The following is a 17,145-nucleotide window of genomic DNA, read 5'->3' on the forward strand; positions in this document are numbered from 1 at the left end:
GGCGTGTGCGCGTCGATTTCGATCGGCGGACTTGCGCTCAAGAACCCACCGATGAACCGCTGAATTAGGTTCCTCTCGGTGTTTTCATGCTCGGTCCGTCACGATTGGATGGTGGCGGCGAACGGAAGGTTTAAAGATGATTCAGAAGAACTGGCAGGAACTTATCAAGCCGAACAAGGTCGAGTTCACCTCGTCCAGCCGCACCAAGGCAACGCTGGTTGCCGAGCCGCTGGAGCGTGGTTTCGGTCTTACCCTCGGCAACGCGCTGCGTCGCGTTCTGTTGTCTTCTCTGCGTGGCGCCGCTGTGACGGCCGTGCAGATCGACGGTGTCCTGCACGAATTCTCCTCCATCCCCGGCGTTCGGGAAGATGTGACGGATATCGTGCTCAACATCAAGGAAATCGCCATCAAGATGGACGGCGATGATTCCAAGCGCATGGTCGTGCGCAAGCAGGGTCCGGGCGCCGTGACCGCTGGTGACATCCAGACGGTTGGCGATATCGAGATCCTGAACCCCGACCACGTGATCTGCACGCTGGACGATGGCGCTGAAATCCGCATGGAATTCACCGTCAACAACGGCAAGGGTTACGTACCGGCTGAGCGCAACCGCGCGGAAGATGCCCCGATTGGCCTCATTCCGGTGGACAGCCTCTATTCTCCGGTCAAGAAAGTGTCCTACAAGGTAGAAAACACCCGTGAAGGCCAGGTTCTCGACTATGACAAGCTGATCATGACGATCGAGACCAACGGTTCGGTTTCCGGCGAAGACGCCGTTGCCTTCGCCGCTCGCATTCTTCAGGACCAGCTCGGCGTCTTCGTCAACTTCGACGAACCGCAGAAGGAAGCAGAAGAAGAATCGGTTACCGAACTCGCGTTCAACCCGGCGCTTCTCAAGAAGGTCGACGAGCTCGAACTGTCCGTTCGTTCGGCAAACTGCCTGAAGAACGACAACATCGTTTATATCGGCGACCTGATCCAGAAGACCGAAGCCGAAATGCTTCGCACGCCGAACTTCGGTCGCAAGTCGCTGAACGAAATCAAGGAAGTTCTCGCTTCCATGGGTCTGCACCTCGGCATGGAAGTGCCGGCATGGCCGCCTGAGAACATCGAAGATCTCGCAAAGCGTTACGAAGACCAGTACTAACAATCAAAAAGGCAGACCCTTTAAAGACTGCCTTTCCCCGTCAAACAGCAGGTAAGTCACCTGCATGTGCCAGGAAACGGCAGGCCTTAGAGAAGGAACCTGCGAAGAAGGAGAATAGCAATGCGCCACGGTAATTCAGGCCGCAAGCTCAATAGAACCGCCAGCCACCGCAAGGCAATGTTTGCCAACATGGCTGCTTCGCTCATCACCCATGAGCAGATCGTAACCACGCTTCCGAAGGCGAAGGAAATTCGCCCGATCGTTGAGAAGCTCGTCACCCTCGGCAAGCGCGGCGACCTGCACGCTCGTCGTCAGGCGATCTCGCAGATCAAGGATCAGGACGCCGTTCGCAAGCTGTTCGACGCGATCGCAGCCCGTTACGCAAACCGCAACGGCGGCTACCTGCGTATCATGAAGGCCGGCTTCCGCCAGGGCGACAATGCCGCTCTCGCCGTCATCGAATTCGTCGAGCGCGACGTTGACGCCAAGGGCGCAGCCGACAAGGCTCGCGTTGCCGCTGAAGCTGCTGCTGCCGAAGCTGCATAAGGTTTGACGCCGTTCAGGCGTCATGAGTTAAAAAAGCCGGGCGAGAGATCGCCCGGCTTTTTGTGTTCAGATCTTAGCCGACACAATGACTAAGGTTTTGCCGTCGCGGCGAAAAGTTTGGGAGGGAATAGTTAAATCCATACCCTAGGGATGCTACTACTCGTATCCACCAACCATCATTAAACCCTCATCAGGCGCGATTAGGGTTATCGAGTTTGTTGGCTGGACTTGAAAATAGCCACCTTTGGCTGATATCCGCTCAAAGAGCGCCTGCAGCTTCTGGTCTTGGATGCAATCCAAGCTACTTGCAAAATCGGCGATCCAGCGATCCATGACGTAATTCGTCCCCAGTACCGACGTCTCAGCCCAAGGCGCGGATGTTGCTTTGTTTAGAGAAAGCAATCCGTTCCGATGGACCTCATCCATGAAAACGGAGTCGAGCTTGTAAATGGCGACAGCGCATTCAAACCATCTGGTATTGTAATAGACCGTCTCACCAGCGGGGATGCCGTCCGGGATATCACTGCGCAAACGATCAGGTGAATCTACACCACAACCGGCCAAAGCGATTATTAGGAATGCGAATATAGGGCCGCCAGCTTTATTGTTGGATTTCAGGCCTACGCGCTTAGTTGTAAAACTTGCGAGACTTGAAAGTGCCTTGGAGTAATTCATCTTTCTCACTCCGGAACGTAAATACGATCCTTGATGTGCTTGAGGTGTGCGATGATCGTGAAAGTCATGATGACCAGCAGCGACCATGAACTCCATTTGCCGATATGCACGACGGACCAGGCGCCGAGCTGGTCGGGATATTTCCAGATGCCGAAGAAGGTGGAGATATTTTCCGCCAGCCAGACGAAAAACCCGATCAGGATGAAGGCGAGAAGTAGCGGCATCTTTCGATCCCGATCATAGGGGCGGAAGATCACTGTTGCGCGGGAATAGAGCCCGATGGCGCAGGCGGCGATGTACCAGCGGTAATCGCCGATGAAGTGATGGGTGAAGAAGTTGGCGTAAATGGCGATGCCGATAAGGGTCGCCATCCAGTAGGTGGGATAGTGGCGAATGCGCACATCCAGCAATCGCCACGCCTGAATGATGTAGCTGCCGACGGCCGCATACATGAAACCGGAAAAGAGCGGCACGCCGAGGACTTTGCTATAGGCGAAATCCGGATAGGACCATGACTGGATGGCGCTCGATGTCTTGAACACTTCCAATGCAAAGCCGACGATATGAAACAGCATGATGGCCTTGGCCTCGTCAAGCGTTTCGAGCCTGCTCCAGATCATGAAGAACTGAATGGCGAGCGCAATGATCAGCAGCACGTCGTAACGGGGAATGCCGAGCACTCCACCATGCGGCACCACGAAGATGGAGACGAAGAACAAGCCCGCAAACATGCAGGCGCGGGCTTCCTTGATGCCGAAATAAAGAAACTCGACGATAAAACGCCTGATGCCCTTGAGTTCGCCCCAGGGATAGGTATCGCAGAGCAGATTGTCCAAGACGGAGAGGCGGCTTGCGGCCGGGCTTGTTGCTGTGCTCATTTCCGTCCCCGATCTCACTTCGTCACCTTTCATACGAAAACCCTAAGGAAGCCGTATGGGCCTGCCGCGCGTATCCCCATCTTATTTCGCCCGCATCCGGCTTCTGGCGGCGGCGATGGCGGTGATCGTCTGCGGCCTTTGCCTGCGGAGCTTCGGTTACGACGTGGGATTGCCGTTCGTGGCGGTAAAATATGGCGGATCCGTGCTCTGGGGAGCGATGATCTATCTGCTGCTGGCAACCTTCTTTCCATCGCGCTGGCACGGCTATGAGGTTCACATCGCCATTCTTGCCGTCGTTCTCGTGGAACTCATCCGGCTTGTTCATTTTCCGGAACTGGATGCGTTTCGCGCAACGACGGCCGGCGCTTTGCTGCTCGGCCGTGTTTTTTCGCTGTGGAATATAGTCTGTTATGTCGCGGGGATTGGGGCCGCCGCCATTATGGCCGGACGGGTCTCGCGCGTTTGGCTCTCTTCATCGACATGATCGATGGCCGTACCAGCCGATACCCCAGCAATACCCCCATCGTGCTGATATAAAACACCGGCTCCAGCGTGATCGACTTTCGCGCGAGCACGAAGTGCAGCACACCGACGATGAGCACGAGGTAGACGAGTTTATGCAGCGTGTTCCAGCGGCTGCCGAGCTTGCGGATGGACCAGCGGTTGGAGGTGAGCGCGAGGGGCAGGAGCATGATGAGACCGGCCATGCCGAGCATGATATAGGGGCGCTTCAGAATATCGCCGGCGATGGAGCCGAGGATCAGGCCGCGATCCAGCACCAGATAGACGGTGAAATGCGCCAGCACGTAATAGAAGGCGATCAGCCCCAGCGCGCGGCGATAGGCGATGAGGTTGATGTTAAAGAGATCGCGTAGCGGCGTCACCAGAAGGCCGAGGCACAGGAAGCGCAGCGCCCAGATGCCGAGCAGGTGCTCGAAATCCTTGACCGGATTGAAGCCGAGACCGCCGGTTGCGGCGAGATAGAAATACCAGACACCCGGACAGAGGCCGATGACATAAAGCGACCAGATGGCCGCCGGCTGGTAACGCTTCGGCAGCGAGGGAAGAGGCAGGGCGAAGGCCATGGTCAATAATTCGCTTTCAGGTCCATGCCGGCATAGAGGCTCGCAACCTCGTCATAACCGTTGAACATCAGGGTAGGGCGGTTCTCAGTGCCAAAGAAGCCGCCTTCGCCAATGCGCTGTTCCGTCGCCTGGCTCCAGCGGGGATGATCGACATTCGGGTTGACGTTGGAATAGAAGCCATACTCGCGGGCGTTGGAGTTTTTCCACGTCGTTTCCGGCTGTTTCTCGACCAGCGAAATGCGGACGATGGATTTGATGCCCTTGAAGCCGTATTTCCATGGCACGACGAGGCGGATCGGCGCACCGTTCTGGTTCGGCAGCGTTTCTCCATAAAGGCCGACGGCGAGAATGGTGAGCGGATGGCGCGCTTCATCGAGGCGGAGCCCCTCGACATAGGGCCAGGAGAGAGGCTGGAACAGACCGCTTTGACCCGGCATTTCGTCTGGCCGCACCACGGTTTCGAAAGCGACATATTTCGCGCTGCCAAGCGGCTCCACCTTGTCGAGAAGGGTGGCGAGGGGGAAGCCGATCCACGGAATGACCATTGACCAGCCCTCGACACAGCGCATGCGGTAAGTGCGCTCTTCGAGAGGATATTTCATCAGCTCTTCAATGCCGAATTCCTGCGGTTTGGAGACGAGGCCATCCACCTTCACCGTCCAGGGGGAAGGCTTGAACTTGCCGGAATTTTCCTTCGGGTCGGATTTTCCGACACCGAATTCGTAGAAATTATTATAGCTGGTGACAGCATCGAGCGGGGTGAGTTTCTCATCCAGCTTGTAGGCGCCGGGTTTTGCGGAAAGCGGCGCGGCAACAGCCTCGCGCCCGGCCAGCCCGATTGCCGCCAGCCCCGCCGCCGTGCCGAGGAAGCCACGTCTGGACAGGTAGATATTCTTCGGCGTGATTTCATTTGCCGAGATGAGGGGCGGACGATAGGCGGGCATTGGAACCTCCACAAAAGCCGGGTACATCGGCGATAAATCGATTATGATAGCCAATACGGCCGCTGCACAGATATGTTTCAGTGCTCTACGGAAAAACAACGGTGGGGCGGCGGAAATCGCGCATTTGTGATGAAGGCGCGGCCGGATAACAAGATGAAGAGGAAGCGTACCGTACCGAACCGTACTGTTTTGCCCCAAGGTGACAGTGACAGGGCTTGCGGTTTGCGCTAGAAAAACCGCAAAATAGGGCAGGAGCTGTTTTACCGCGTTTGCGGAAATGCGCTCTTCGCCAGAGATCGAGGAAAACACCATGCCAGCCTATCGCTCCAGAACGACAACCCACGGCCGCAACATGGCGGGCGCGCGCGGCCTTTGGCGCGCCACCGGCATGAAGGACAGCGATTTCGGCAAGCCGATCATCGCGGTGGTCAATTCCTTCACGCAGTTCGTGCCGGGCCATGTGCATCTGAAGGATCTCGGCCAGCTCGTTGCCCGCGAAATCGAGGCGGCCGGCGGTGTCGCCAAGGAATTCAACACGATTGCGGTCGATGACGGTATCGCCATGGGCCATGACGGCATGCTCTATTCGCTGCCGTCGCGCGAGATCATCGCGGATTCGGTGGAATATATGGTCAATGCCCATTGCGCCGATGCCATGGTGTGCATTTCCAACTGCGACAAGATCACGCCCGGCATGCTGAATGCGGCGATGCGCCTCAACATCCCCGCCGTCTTCGTTTCCGGCGGTCCGATGGAGGCCGGCAAGGTCGTCCTGCATGGCAAGACGGTGGCGCTCGATCTGGTCGACGCCATGGTCGCGGCTGCGGACGACAAGATTTCCGACGAGGATGTGAAGGTTATCGAGCGTTCGGCCTGCCCGACCTGCGGTTCCTGTTCCGGCATGTTCACGGCCAATTCCATGAACTGTCTGACCGAGGCGCTGGGTCTGTCGCTGCCCGGCAACGGTTCGACGCTTGCCACCCATTCCGATCGCAAGCGGCTGTTCGTCGAGGCCGGTCACCTGATCGTCGATCTGGCGCGCCGTTATTATGAGCAGGAGGACGAAACCGTCCTGCCGCGCACCATCGCCAACAAGGCGGCGTTTGAAAACGCCATGTCGCTGGATATCGCCATGGGCGGTTCCACCAACACGGTGCTGCATATTCTGGCGGCGGCGCATGAGGGCGGCGTCGATTTCGGCATGGAAGACATCGACCGTCTTTCCCGCAAGGTTCCCTGCCTTTCCAAGGTCGCGCCCGCCAAGCAGGACGTGCACATGGAAGACGTTCACCGCGCCGGCGGCATCATGCGTATTCTCGGCGAGCTGGAACGCGGTGGGCTCATCAATCGCGATACCTATACCGTGCATGAGGCGACGCTGGGCGATGCCATCGACCGCTGGGACATCACCCGTACCAACAGCGAGACGGTGCGCCAGTTCTTCAAGGCGGCTCCTGGCGGCGTGCCGACGCAGGTGGCTTTCAGCCAATCCTCGCGCTGGGACGATCTGGATACGGACGGCGAAAACGGCGTCATCCGCTCGGTCGAGAAGCCTTTCTCCAAGGATGGCGGTCTGGCCGTGCTTTATGGCAACATCGCGCTCGACGGCTGCATCGTGAAGACGGCGGGCGTCGATGAATCCATCCTGAAATTCACCGGCCCGGCAGTGGTTTACGAAAGCCAAGATGCGGCCGTGAAGGGCATTCTCGGCAACGAGGTCAAGGCGGGCGACGTCGTCGTCATCCGTTACGAGGGGCCGAAGGGCGGGCCGGGCATGCAGGAAATGCTCTATCCGACCAGCTACCTGAAATCCAAGGGCCTCGGCAAAGCCTGCGCGCTGATCACCGACGGCCGTTTCTCCGGCGGTACTTCGGGCCTCTCCATCGGTCACGCCTCGCCGGAAGCGGCGCAGGGCGGCGCCATCGGTCTCGTGCGTCAGGGCGATCTCATCGAGATCGACATTCCGAACCGCACCATCAACCTGAAGGTCACCGATGCGGAGCTGGCTTCGCGCCGCGCCGAGCAGGAAGAACTGGGCTGGAAGCCGGAAGCGCCGCGCAAGCGCAATGTCACGACGGCGTTGAAGGCCTATGCCGCCTTTGCCTCGAGTGCTGACAAGGGCGCGGTGCGCATTTTGCCGGAGTAATTTCCCGATTTTGCGGGATGATAAAAAGCCGCCGTTGATAAACGGCGGCTTTTTTGTGCCGATTACTCTTTTTCGAGCCGATAAGGTCGAAACGGGACGATTTTTCCCCGTTGCCGGCAAAAGGCATTTGCCCGGCCGGTCGCAACAAAGCCCAGCTTGTCCGTCATTTAAAAGGCCGCAGGACAAGGCGTGATGATTTCAGTTGCGGCATCGTTTCCTGACTTTTGCATTTGCAGCGGGGCAATAGTCCTCAAGATCAGAAACTGATTCAAGCGCTTTGCATCTCGATTCCGGAATGCAGGCCAACGCCCTGTTTTCATACAGATTTCGCGAGATCACCGAATTGGATGTGGAAAGAAATAAGGTCACATTGGAGTGATTGGCGGCGTTTCCTCTTTTCATCTCCGTATGGCTTCCTAGCTCAGTGACATGAAAAGAAGAACCGCACTTGCCCTTATCGCTTCCCTGCCTTTCGCCTCGTTTGCCCGCGCGCAAAGCACCGGCAATGGCATCCGTTTCGATCCGTTGCTGCGGCAGGCGAATGCGCTTTCCAGCCTCAAGGCGGTCATCGTCAGCATCGATGGCGAGGAGGTCGCGAGCCGCGCTTATCACGGCGCGGGTTTGAACGGCTCCACCAATATCAAGTCGGCCTCGAAATCGATCATCTCGGCGCTGGTGGGCATGGCGATCGATCGAAAGATTCTCGAAGGCGCCGACCAGCCGATCGCGACTGTTCTGCGTGGCGATTTTCCGCAAAATCCCGATCCCCGGCTGGAACGGATTACCGTCGGCAACCTGCTGTCGATGCAATCCGGCCTGGAGCGCATGTCCGGCCCCAATTACGGCCGCTGGGTCGCCAGCCGCAACTGGGTGCGGATGGCGCTGGGTTCCGGTTTTGCCGGGGAACCGGGCGGCGGCATGCTTTATTCCACCGGCTCCACCCATCTGCTCTCGGCGATCCTGACAAAAGCGTCCGGCCGTTCGACGCTGTCGCTTGCGCGCGACTGGTTCCGACCGCTTGAAGGATTTTCCATCGGCGGCTGGGAGCGCGATCCGCAGGGCATCTATCTCGGCGGCAACCAGATGGCGATGACCGCGCGGTCTTTGCTGGCCTTCGGTGAGCTTTACCGCCTGGGTGGTGTGACACCCGGCGGCGAGCGGTTGATTTCTCAGGGCTGGATCGAGCAATCGTGGAGGCAGCGCACCAATTCCGTCTTCAACGGCGACGGCTATGGCTATTGCTGGTTCATCAAGGAGATGGCAGGCGAGACGGTCTATTACGCCTGGGGTTATGGCGGGCAGATGCTCTATATCGTACCCGCCAGACGGCTATCGGTCGTGATGACCTCTCGCGAGGACGCGCCTTCCGCCCGAACCGGTTATCGGGACCAGTTGCATGGCCTTATGGAGACCATTATCCGGGCGGTATAACCTCATGCGCAAAACGCCCAACTAGGCGGCCACACGGCGTTTTAGCTGAAGGCCATTGCGGAAGCTTTTTGCGAGAAGGGTGATATTGAGCGCTCCGGCGCAAAGCTCCAGCGCCTGAACGGCGTAGAAGACCCCGCCGTAATCGTTTGAGAGGGCGAAATGCCGAAGCACAAGCGCGCAGGGGACGAGGATCAGCAGCCCGTTCAGTGCGATGAGCGGCATACGTTTCTTCTTGGCTGCGATCAGCGGGTGTTTCCATTTCGCGCCCATACGAAAGCCGCTGAAACCCGTGACCGCAAGCGCGGGCGCAAGCACCAGAAACCCCCAGGGAATGGCGAGTTTGACGGTACGGATCGCTTCGCTGGAACCGGAGATTTCGGTGAGCGCGGTGGATAACCAAAAGGCGAGTATGATCGCCAGCGCCAGCGTGCCGGCGACGGGATGAAGGGTTCTCATCGATATAGTCCTTTAGAAGATCGGTTCAGCCTTGCGGCGGATCGGCGTCCAGCCCGGCGAAAAGCTGGTTCAGGCAGTCTATGGCGTTACTCAGTTGCTCCGCCTGCATATCCGTGGCTAAACGGCCGGCGAGTTCATTCCATTGCTGCATGGTGGCGGCATAGGCATTCTCGCCTTTTTCGGTAAGGCGAATGAGCTTGGCCCGCTTGTGGTGCGGATTGTTTTCGAAGCAGACAATGTCCTGTCGTTCCATCTCATCGATGAGGCGTTGTACACCCTGCCGGGTCTGGCCCATGTTCCGTGCGATCTGCGCCACGGTCAAAGGCTGTCCGGCAAGCGCCACCGCTCCCAGAACCTGCCAGCGTGCACTGGACAGACCCAAGGGTGCAGACAGGGCGTCGCCCGCGGCGATCAATGCGCCATTGGTCCTAAAGATGGCCACCGCCAGGGCGGAAAGAATGTGTGCGTTGTCCGTTTTCATGACAACACATTGCCATTTTGACAATATGTTGTCAATATCGGATTTATGTTACAGCGGCCGGTTGATGCTCTGGAACGCCTCGCCTAGGCGTTTCATGCGTTCCTCGTAAGCGCTGGTAAGGCAGGCAACGTCCGCTGCGCATTCCTGACGTTTCTTCAACCACTGGCTCTGCTCGTCGCGCAGCGTGTCGCGGGCGCCCATCGCCATCAGCTGGGTGAGGATGTCGAAGGTGGTGGCCATCTTCACATCCTGATCGTTCAGCGTGCGGTTGTCGCAGATCGCCTTCTCGTCCGCGGCCAGATCGGTCTTTTCGCAATCGAAGCTCGCCGCGCTGGCCAGCGAAATGAAGGAGGGGGCAAGCAGGATGCCGCTGGCAAGGAGGATCGGTTTCAGATGCATGGTCGTCTCTTTTTAAGGACAGTCAGGTGCCGGTGAAACCGAAAAGGGGCGCTGTTGGTTCCAATGTCGCCCACCGATCCATGCCTGGAAAAGGACGGCCATCATCTTGCCGCTCTTTGCTTTACAGGCTTTGGCGTTATAACTCCATCATACTGATGACGATGAGGAATCACATGCGAAGCGTGTTGAAGTATCTGTCCACCGGCTTTCTCGCCGCACTCATTCTCCTGCCCTTGGGTGCTGCGGCGCAGGATAACAGGACCGTGCCGTCGAGCCACACGGAAATGCAGCTTTCCTTCGCGCCGCTGGTCAAGCGCACCGCGGGCGCGGTGGTGAATGTCTATGCCGAACGCGTCGTGCAGCGGCGTCTGTCGCCCTTTGCCGGTGATCCTTTCTTCGAACAGTTCTTCGGCCAGCAGATGCCGAACCGCACGGAAAAGCAGTCGTCGCTCGGCTCTGGCGTCATCGTGACCGCTGGCGGCCTTGTGGTGACCAACAATCACGTCATCGACGGTGCCGATGACATCAAGGTAGCGCTGGCGGATGGGCGTGAATTTTCCTCCAAGGTGCTGCTTAAGGATGACCGCGTCGACCTCGCCATTCTGCAGATCGATGCGAAGGAGCAGTTCCCGGTGCTGTCGCTCGGCAATTCCGATGCGATTGAAGTGGGTGATCTGGTGCTGGCCATCGGCAACCCCTTCGGTGTCGGCCAGACGGTGACGAGCGGCATCGTCTCTGGTCTGGCGCGCAACCAGGTGACGCAGGGCGATTTCGGCTTCTTCATCCAGACCGACGCTTCCATCAATCCTGGCAATTCCGGCGGCGCATTGATGAACATGGCGGGTGAACTGATCGGCATCAATACGGCCATCTTCTCCAAGGGCGGCGGCTCGAACGGTATCGGTTTCGCCATTCCCGCCAATCTGGTCCGGGTTTTCGTGGCTGCCGCCGAGCGTGGCGATGCAAGCTTCGAGCGGCCCTATATCGGTGCGACCTTCGATCCGGTGACATCGGATGTCGCCGAGGCGCTTGGCCTGCATCGCGCCCGCGGCGCGCTGGTTGTCAGCGTCGTCAAGGGTGGGCCGGCCGAAAAGGCGGGTATCGAACCCGGACAGGTGGTTACCGCCGTCAATGGCTTCGAGGTGGAGCATCCGGATGCGCTGGGTTATCGCCTGACGACTGCCGGCATCGGCAAATCCGCCGAACTCACTGTCATGGACAAGGGAAAAGAGAAAAAGGTGACCATCGCGCTCGATACCGCGCCGGAAACCGCACCCCGCGATGAACGGCTGATCGAGGGTCGCAATCCCTTTGCCGGTGCGACTGTCGCCAATCTTTCGCCGAAGCTTGCCGATGAATTGCGCATGCCGTCGCAGGTGACCGGCGTTGTCATTACCGATGTGAAGCGCGGTTCGCCGGCCTATCGTGTCGGTTTCCAGCCGAAAGACGTGATCCTGTCGCTGAACGGCGCGGATATCGGCACCACCGCCGCTGTCGAGAAGGCGCTGGACGACAATCCCGGTTTCTGGCGGGTGGAAATCTTGCGTGACGGGCAACGCATCCGGCAGTTCCTGCGATGAGCGACGATCTCTTCGCCCCGCAAGTGCCCGTGGAGGTCGCCAACCGGCGGCCTCTTGCCGATCGCCTGCGTCCGAAGACGCTGGCGGAGGTGAGCGGACAGCCGCATCTGACGGGCGAGGAGGGCGTGCTGCGCCGCATGATCGATAGCGGCTCACTGGGATCGATGATCTTCTGGGGGCCGCCCGGCACCGGCAAGACCACGGTTGCCCGCCTGCTTTCCGGCGAGGCGGGGCTGGCTTTCGAGCAGATCTCGGCGATCTTTTCCGGTGTCGCCGATCTCAAGAAGGTTTTCGAGGCGGCGCGCACACGGCGGATGAATGGCCGGCAGACGCTGCTTTTCGTAGACGAGATTCATCGCTTCAACCGCGCCCAGCAGGACAGCTTCCTGCCGGTGATGGAAGACGGCACCATTATTCTGGTGGGCGCCACCACCGAAAATCCGTCTTTCGAACTCAATGCCGCTCTGTTGTCGCGCGCGCGTGTCCTGACGTTCGGCTCGCATGACGAGGAGAGCCTGAGCGAGCTTCTGAAGCGCGCCGAGGAGGCGGAGGGCAAGCCCCTGCCGCTGACGGAAGAGGCGCGGGCCAGCCTGATCCGCATGGCCGATGGCGATGGCCGCGCCGTGCTGACGCTTGCCGAGGAAGTCTGGCGTGCGGCGAGGAAGGATGAGACCTTCGATACCGAGGGGCTGACGCGCATCGTGCAGCGCCGTGCGCCCGTCTACGACAAGAGCCAGGACGGCCATTACAATCTCATTTCCGCGTTGCATAAGTCGGTGCGCGGTTCGGACCCGGATGCCGCGCTTTATTATCTTGCCCGCATGTTCGATGCCGGTGAAGACCCGCTCTACATCGGCCGGCGGTTGGTGCGCATGGCGGTGGAGGATATCGGCCTTGCCGATCCGCAGGCGCTCGCCGTCTGCAATGCCGCCAAGGATGCCTATGATTATCTCGGCTCACCCGAGGGGGAGCTGGCTCTGGCGCAGGCTTGCGTCTATCTCGCGACCGCGCCGAAATCGAACGCCGTCTATACGGCCTTCAAGTCGGCGATGCGGGCGGCCAAGGAAAACGGCTCGCTGGTGCCGCCGAAACATATTCTGAACGCGCCGACCAAGCTCATGAAGGGCGAGGGTTATGGCGACGGTTACCGCTACGACCATGACGAGCCGGATGCCTTTTCCGGACAGGATTATTTCCCGGAGAAAATGGGGCGCACGACCTTTTACGATCCGCCTGATCGAGGTTTCGAAAGGGAAATCCGCAAGCGTCTGGACTGGTGGGCGAAGCTGCGTCGCGAGCGGGGATCGCGCTAGGATTTACGCGGTTGCGTCGAAAGCCGTATCGCGGCCGATCTTAATAAAAAGATTCAGGCCGCTGGCAAAAAGAGTCGCGAAACCGCGACAACTCGCTGTTTTTTAAGGAAGATCAGGATGCCTTGCGATGTGGCGCCGCCTGCGGCTGCGCGGGCAGCATCTTGACCGAGGATTCCGCCAGGCCGCTATGGCCTTCGGCATCGATCACCAGATGCCAGTGCAATGTCTCTGGGATGGCAATGCGGATCGGCGATTTTTTCGCGACGCCGCCGAGATATTTGAAATCGAGCAATTCTGTGAAACGCTGGAAATTCGCGCCCGTCATCAGCCGGACATTGTTGACGGCTGACAGGGATATTTCAAGGGTAGTTCCTGCCCGCAATTCCTTCAGGTCATAATGCGTATAGCGAAAATTCGGCCGGGCCATCGCGCCCTCCCTGTAAAGTAATTTCGGTCAAAGAGGATAGGGGCCGTACGGTTAACGGTGTCTTTAAATGCCGCCGGCCGGTTTGAAAATTCACGCTTGCTGTGCCTGTCTGGCATGGTGGCGCCAAGGAGTATGAGCATATAAGAATAATACCAACGTATAATATGTGTATTTAATAATAATAAATTTTTTGCCTTTAACATCGGCTGGTCGAAGTGCATCAGCGACGTTGAGGGGGAACATGAAAAACGTAACAATATCTACGCGCCTTTATGCGCTCGTCGCATTGTTTCTGGCAATACTGGCCGCGGCCCTGACATTCAGCCTGTTTGAAAGCTATCACGAAATGGAGCGCGAACGGAAAGCCGGGCTTGCGGCAATGAATGAAACCGCTGTTGCCATTCTCGATCAATATTACCGGCTGGAGCAGGGCGGAAGCCTGACGCGGGAGGCGGCGCAACAGCAGGCCAAGACGACCATTGCGGCAATGCGCTACGGCAATGGCAGCGGCTATTTCTGGATCAACGACATGCATCCCAAAATGGTGATGCATCCGATCAAACCCGAAATGAACGGCACGGACCTTACCGCCAACAAGGACCCGAACGGCAAGGCGCTGTTCGTTGAGTTCGTGAATACGGTCAAGGCGGGCGGCAAGGGCTTTGTCGATTATTACTGGCCGAAGCCCGGTGCGCCGGAGCCGGTCGAGAAATTTTCCCATGTCGCCGGTTTCGCTCCCTGGGGCTGGATTGTCGGCACTGGTGTTTATGTTGACGATCTTGAAGCGGTATTCTGGCGCGACGTCTATTTTAATGGCGGTCTTTGCATCGCCGCCGGTCTTGTTGTTGTCGGCGTTGCCGCAGCCGTCGTGCGCAGCGTGACGCGGCCGATCGATCTCATCCGCCAGAGCATGCGGCGGATTGCCGACGGTGACGGCGCGGCGGATATACAGTTCGCCGACCGTCGCAATGAAATCGGCGCGATTGCCAAGACGCTGCTGGTACTGCGCGACAGCGTCAATGAGCGCAGCGCGCTGCAGGCCCGCGAGGCCGACCAGCAGCGGGCACTGGAGCAGGAGCGGCACGGTAACGAGATGGTTCTGCGCTCCGCTTCCGAGCGGCAGGCCCATGCCATGGAGCAACTGGGCGATGCGCTCGAGGCGCTTGCCAATGGCGATCTGACCGTTTCGCTTGCGGATATCGGCGCGGATTATGAAAAGCTGCGCATGGACTTCAACCGTGCCGTCGGCGCCTTGCACGGTGCGATCGAGGCGATTGCCAGAACCGGCCATGTGGTCAATGACAGCGCCTCCGACATCAGCGGTGCGACCGGCAATCTTTCCCGCCGAACCGAACAGCAGGCGGCGGCGCTGGAGGAGACGGCGGCTGCTCTGGACGAGATCACCGCCACGGTGCGCACCGCTTCCGAGCGTGCCAACGAGGCACGGCAGATGGTGCAGGACACGAAAACCAGCGCCGGCCGCTCGGGCGAGATCGTGCGCAATGCCGTCGACGCCATGGGCCGTATCGAGGAGTCTTCGAAGCGCATCGGCCAGATCATCTCGGTCATCGACGAAATCGCCTTCCAGACCAATCTTCTGGCGCTGAATGCCGGTGTTGAGGCGGCGCGTGCGGGTGAGGCCGGGCGCGGTTTTGCCGTCGTGGCGCAGGAGGTTCGCGAACTGGCGCAACGTTCCGCCAATGCTGCCAAGGAAATCAAGACCCTCATCAACCGTTCGGCCGAAGAAGTCGGCGGCGGCGTCGCACTGGTGCGCTCGACGGGCGATGCGCTGGAGGAGATCGTGGCGCTGGTCAATCGTGTCGATGGCCATGTGAACTCCATCGCCACGGCGGCGCGCGAGCAGGCGACCGGCCTGCAGGAGATCAACACCTCCGTCAACCACATGGACCAGATGACACAGCAGAACGCCGCCATGGTGGAAGAAACGACGGCGGCAAGCCAGACGCTCGCCGAGGAAAGCCGCCAGCTGCGTTCGCTACTGTCGCGTTTCGAGCTTGGACATGGTGCCGGGCGCGAGGTTTCGCGGGCGGCGTGATTTCAGGTGTTTCAGGAAAGTTAAAGGGCGCGGCTTTGGCCGCGCCCTTTGTTATGGGCAAGACTTTATCCGCCCGCGTCGTCGTTGGACGCAATTGTCACGGTCTTGTGTGGATGGGACTGCGCCAGACACATCATTCGTTATTTCCCGCAACCAATAAGGTTTCGTTTACCTCATTTCTTTAAAATTTATCCTGTATTGCCGCGAATAGCGGCCGCTGAAGGTACAGGTTCTCGTATGGCGTATGTTTCCCTTCCGCGTCGTCTTGTGACGTTGCTGATGATTTCCACGGTCATGGTGTCGTGTTCGGCGGAGGGCCTCGTGCCACCGGCGGAGGTGGACGGCACCACACGAGTCAGCGCCATCCGCTCCTCGCGGCAGCAGGGTTACAGCGCGCCGGCGGGTGCGGTGTATCAGGCCGAGCAGGCCGGGCAGGGCGCCGATTATCCGGCAGCCGTTTCACAGCCGATGCCGGAGCCTTACGCCTCGCAGGATCCCCTGCTGCAATCGCCGCAGGGCGGACAGGGTTACTCTACACTCGATTCCCAGCATCAGGCGCGCATGGCGGCCAGCGGCGATGGCAATATGCCGGCGCAGACAATGCAGGGCCAGACGATGCAGGGGCAGACCATGCCGGCGCAGCAGATGACCAGCAACCAGATCGCCGAAGGTGAGGGCGGCGTGAACATGGATTCCATGCTGGGTGTGGAGCCGGTTCGCGGACTTGCCGAAGAACAGGATGCGGATATTGCCGAAGGCGCGTCGGCGCAGCCGGTGGTGGATGGTATCGGCACGGACAATCCCGTGGCCGTTCCTCCGGCCCGCCAGCCGCAACGGGCCAGCCGATCGCGGCTCATCCCGCCGCCGCCGCTCGGCGCCTCCTCCCGTCGCCAGCCGGTGGAAGAGGTGGCGATGGTGATGCCGAACGATCCGATGGCGGGTGGCGGGCTGCAAAGCAACCGCTCGATGCCGCCCGGCGTCATGCCATCCTCCGAAGTTGCCTGCCGCTCCGAACTTCGCCGTCTCGGCGTCGCTTTCCGGGATGTTGCGCGCATTGCCGACGGTCCGACCTGCGGTATCGATTACCCAATCGAGCTCAGCGGTCTCGCCAGCGGCGTCGCGGTTCGTCCGGCGGTGAAGCTCAATTGCCAGGTTACGCTTGCCTTTGCGAAATGGGTGAAGTTCGAACTCGTACCGTCCTCGCGTTTCCGCTATCTCTCCGGCGTCGGCCGCATTACGCCGATGGGCGGTTATTCCTGCCGCAAGATGAATTCACGCTCCAGCAATCCGTGGTCCGAACATGCGCGCGGCAACGCCATCGATATCGGCACCATCACGCTGAAAAACGGCAAGGAAATCGACGTTCGCAAAAAGAGCTTCTTCGCCTTCCGCGAAAAGGCGCTGCTGAAGGCGGTGAGGTCCGACAGCTGTAAATATTTCTCCACCGTTCTCGGACCGGGCAGCGATCCCAATCACTGGAACCATTTCCACTTCGACCTGCGTACCCGCAAGTCAGGTTACAGGCATTGCGATTAAGGGATTGGGACAAGAACGGAGTGATTGGGCAGGGCAATAGTCGGG

Annotated in this window: 17 protein-coding genes; 9 read left to right on the forward strand and 8 right to left on the reverse strand. The window is 59.3% G+C overall.

Annotated elements, in window-relative coordinates; genetic code table 11:
* Positions 1–136 precede the first annotated feature (136 nt).
* Both BTE54_RS13145 and rplQ read left to right on the forward strand, forming a co-directional pair.
* Entirely contained in the window at positions 137–1,147 is a 1,011-nt protein-coding gene (locus BTE54_RS13145) for a DNA-directed RNA polymerase subunit alpha (protein ID WP_003495228.1), read from the forward strand.
* A gap of 120 nt (positions 1,148–1,267) precedes the next feature.
* Entirely contained in the window at positions 1,268–1,693 is a 426-nt protein-coding gene (rplQ, locus tag BTE54_RS13150) for a 50S ribosomal protein L17 (protein WP_003521014.1), read from the forward strand.
* Positions 1,694–1,849: 156 nt separating this feature from the next.
* Here the strand turns inward: rplQ and BTE54_RS13155 are convergent, their stop codons facing one another.
* Together BTE54_RS13155 and BTE54_RS13160 are read right to left on the reverse strand one after the other, a co-directional pair.
* The gene (locus BTE54_RS13155) at positions 1,850–2,368 is read right to left on the reverse strand and encodes a hypothetical protein (RefSeq protein WP_078052742.1); all 519 of its coding nucleotides are present in this window, start codon (positions 2,366–2,368) and stop codon (positions 1,850–1,852) included.
* Positions 2,369–2,373: 5 nt separating this feature from the next.
* Entirely contained in the window at positions 2,374–3,246 is an 873-nt protein-coding gene (locus BTE54_RS13160; protein ID WP_078052743.1) for a DUF817 domain-containing protein, read from the reverse strand.
* Positions 3,247–3,301: 55 nt separating this feature from the next.
* Here BTE54_RS13160 and BTE54_RS13165 point away from each other — a divergent pair, with 55 nt between their 5' ends.
* The gene (locus BTE54_RS13165) at positions 3,302–3,730 is read left to right on the forward strand and encodes a DUF2809 domain-containing protein (protein ID WP_078052744.1); all 429 of its coding nucleotides are present in this window, start codon (positions 3,302–3,304) and stop codon (positions 3,728–3,730) included.
* On the opposite strand, the gene msrQ is transcribed toward BTE54_RS13165, so the two are convergent.
* A complete protein-coding gene (msrQ, locus tag BTE54_RS13170) occupies positions 3,684–4,331 on the reverse strand; it encodes a protein-methionine-sulfoxide reductase heme-binding subunit MsrQ (RefSeq protein WP_078052745.1) in 648 nt (215 codons plus the stop codon). The genes BTE54_RS13165 and msrQ overlap by 47 nt on opposite strands.
* 2 nt (positions 4,332–4,333) lie before the next feature.
* Complete coding sequence (gene msrP, locus BTE54_RS13175; protein WP_078052746.1) at positions 4,334–5,275, reverse strand: protein-methionine-sulfoxide reductase catalytic subunit MsrP; 942 nt, start codon at positions 5,273–5,275, stop codon at positions 4,334–4,336.
* Positions 5,276–5,585: 310 nt separating this feature from the next.
* Between msrP and ilvD the strand changes: the two genes are divergently transcribed.
* Together ilvD and BTE54_RS13185 are read left to right on the forward strand one after the other, a co-directional pair.
* A complete protein-coding gene (gene ilvD / locus BTE54_RS13180) occupies positions 5,586–7,421 on the forward strand; it encodes a dihydroxy-acid dehydratase (RefSeq protein WP_003521018.1) in 1,836 nt (611 codons plus the stop codon).
* Positions 7,422–7,850: 429 nt separating this feature from the next.
* Entirely contained in the window at positions 7,851–8,852 is a 1,002-nt protein-coding gene (locus BTE54_RS13185) for a serine hydrolase (RefSeq protein WP_078052747.1), read from the forward strand.
* 21 nt (positions 8,853–8,873) lie between these two features.
* On the opposite strand, the gene BTE54_RS13190 is transcribed toward BTE54_RS13185, so the two are convergent.
* The 3 genes from BTE54_RS13190 to BTE54_RS13200 are packed head-to-tail and all read right to left on the reverse strand — an operon-like array spanning position 8,874 to position 10,188.
* Positions 8,874–9,308 (reverse strand): hypothetical protein, encoded by a 435-nt coding sequence (locus BTE54_RS13190; protein WP_078052748.1) that lies wholly within the window; start codon positions 9,306–9,308, stop codon positions 8,874–8,876.
* 25 nt (positions 9,309–9,333) lie between these two features.
* Complete coding sequence (locus BTE54_RS13195) at positions 9,334–9,789, reverse strand: MarR family winged helix-turn-helix transcriptional regulator (protein WP_078052749.1); 456 nt, start codon at positions 9,787–9,789, stop codon at positions 9,334–9,336.
* Positions 9,790–9,837: 48 nt separating this feature from the next.
* Positions 9,838–10,188 (reverse strand): hypothetical protein, encoded by a 351-nt coding sequence (locus BTE54_RS13200; RefSeq protein ID WP_065655901.1) that lies wholly within the window; start codon positions 10,186–10,188, stop codon positions 9,838–9,840.
* Positions 10,189–10,361: 173 nt separating this feature from the next.
* Between BTE54_RS13200 and BTE54_RS13205 the strand changes: the two genes are divergently transcribed.
* Together BTE54_RS13205 and BTE54_RS13210 are read left to right on the forward strand one after the other, a co-directional pair.
* A complete protein-coding gene (locus tag BTE54_RS13205; protein ID WP_065655902.1) occupies positions 10,362–11,768 on the forward strand; it encodes a DegQ family serine endoprotease in 1,407 nt (468 codons plus the stop codon).
* Entirely contained in the window at positions 11,765–13,081 is a 1,317-nt protein-coding gene (locus BTE54_RS13210; protein ID WP_078052750.1) for a replication-associated recombination protein A, read from the forward strand. The genes BTE54_RS13205 and BTE54_RS13210 overlap by 4 nt, the downstream gene beginning before the upstream one ends.
* 112 nt (positions 13,082–13,193) lie before the next feature.
* Here BTE54_RS13210 and BTE54_RS13215 read toward each other — a convergent pair whose 3' ends face one another.
* Entirely contained in the window at positions 13,194–13,508 is a 315-nt protein-coding gene (locus BTE54_RS13215) for a DUF1883 domain-containing protein (RefSeq protein ID WP_003520391.1), read from the reverse strand.
* Between the two features lie 241 nt (positions 13,509–13,749).
* On the opposite strand from BTE54_RS13215, the gene BTE54_RS13220 reads away from it, so the two are divergent.
* Complete coding sequence (locus BTE54_RS13220) at positions 13,750–15,564, forward strand: methyl-accepting chemotaxis protein (protein ID WP_065655904.1); 1,815 nt, start codon at positions 13,750–13,752, stop codon at positions 15,562–15,564.
* Between the two features lie 237 nt (positions 15,565–15,801).
* Complete coding sequence (locus tag BTE54_RS13225; protein WP_143240715.1) at positions 15,802–17,100, forward strand: extensin family protein; 1,299 nt, start codon at positions 15,802–15,804, stop codon at positions 17,098–17,100.
* Positions 17,101–17,145 lie beyond the last annotated feature (45 nt).

Source organism: Agrobacterium sp. YIC 4121 (genome assembly GCF_002008205.1).
GTDB classification, from domain to species: Bacteria; Pseudomonadota; Alphaproteobacteria; order Rhizobiales; family Rhizobiaceae; genus Agrobacterium; species Agrobacterium leguminum.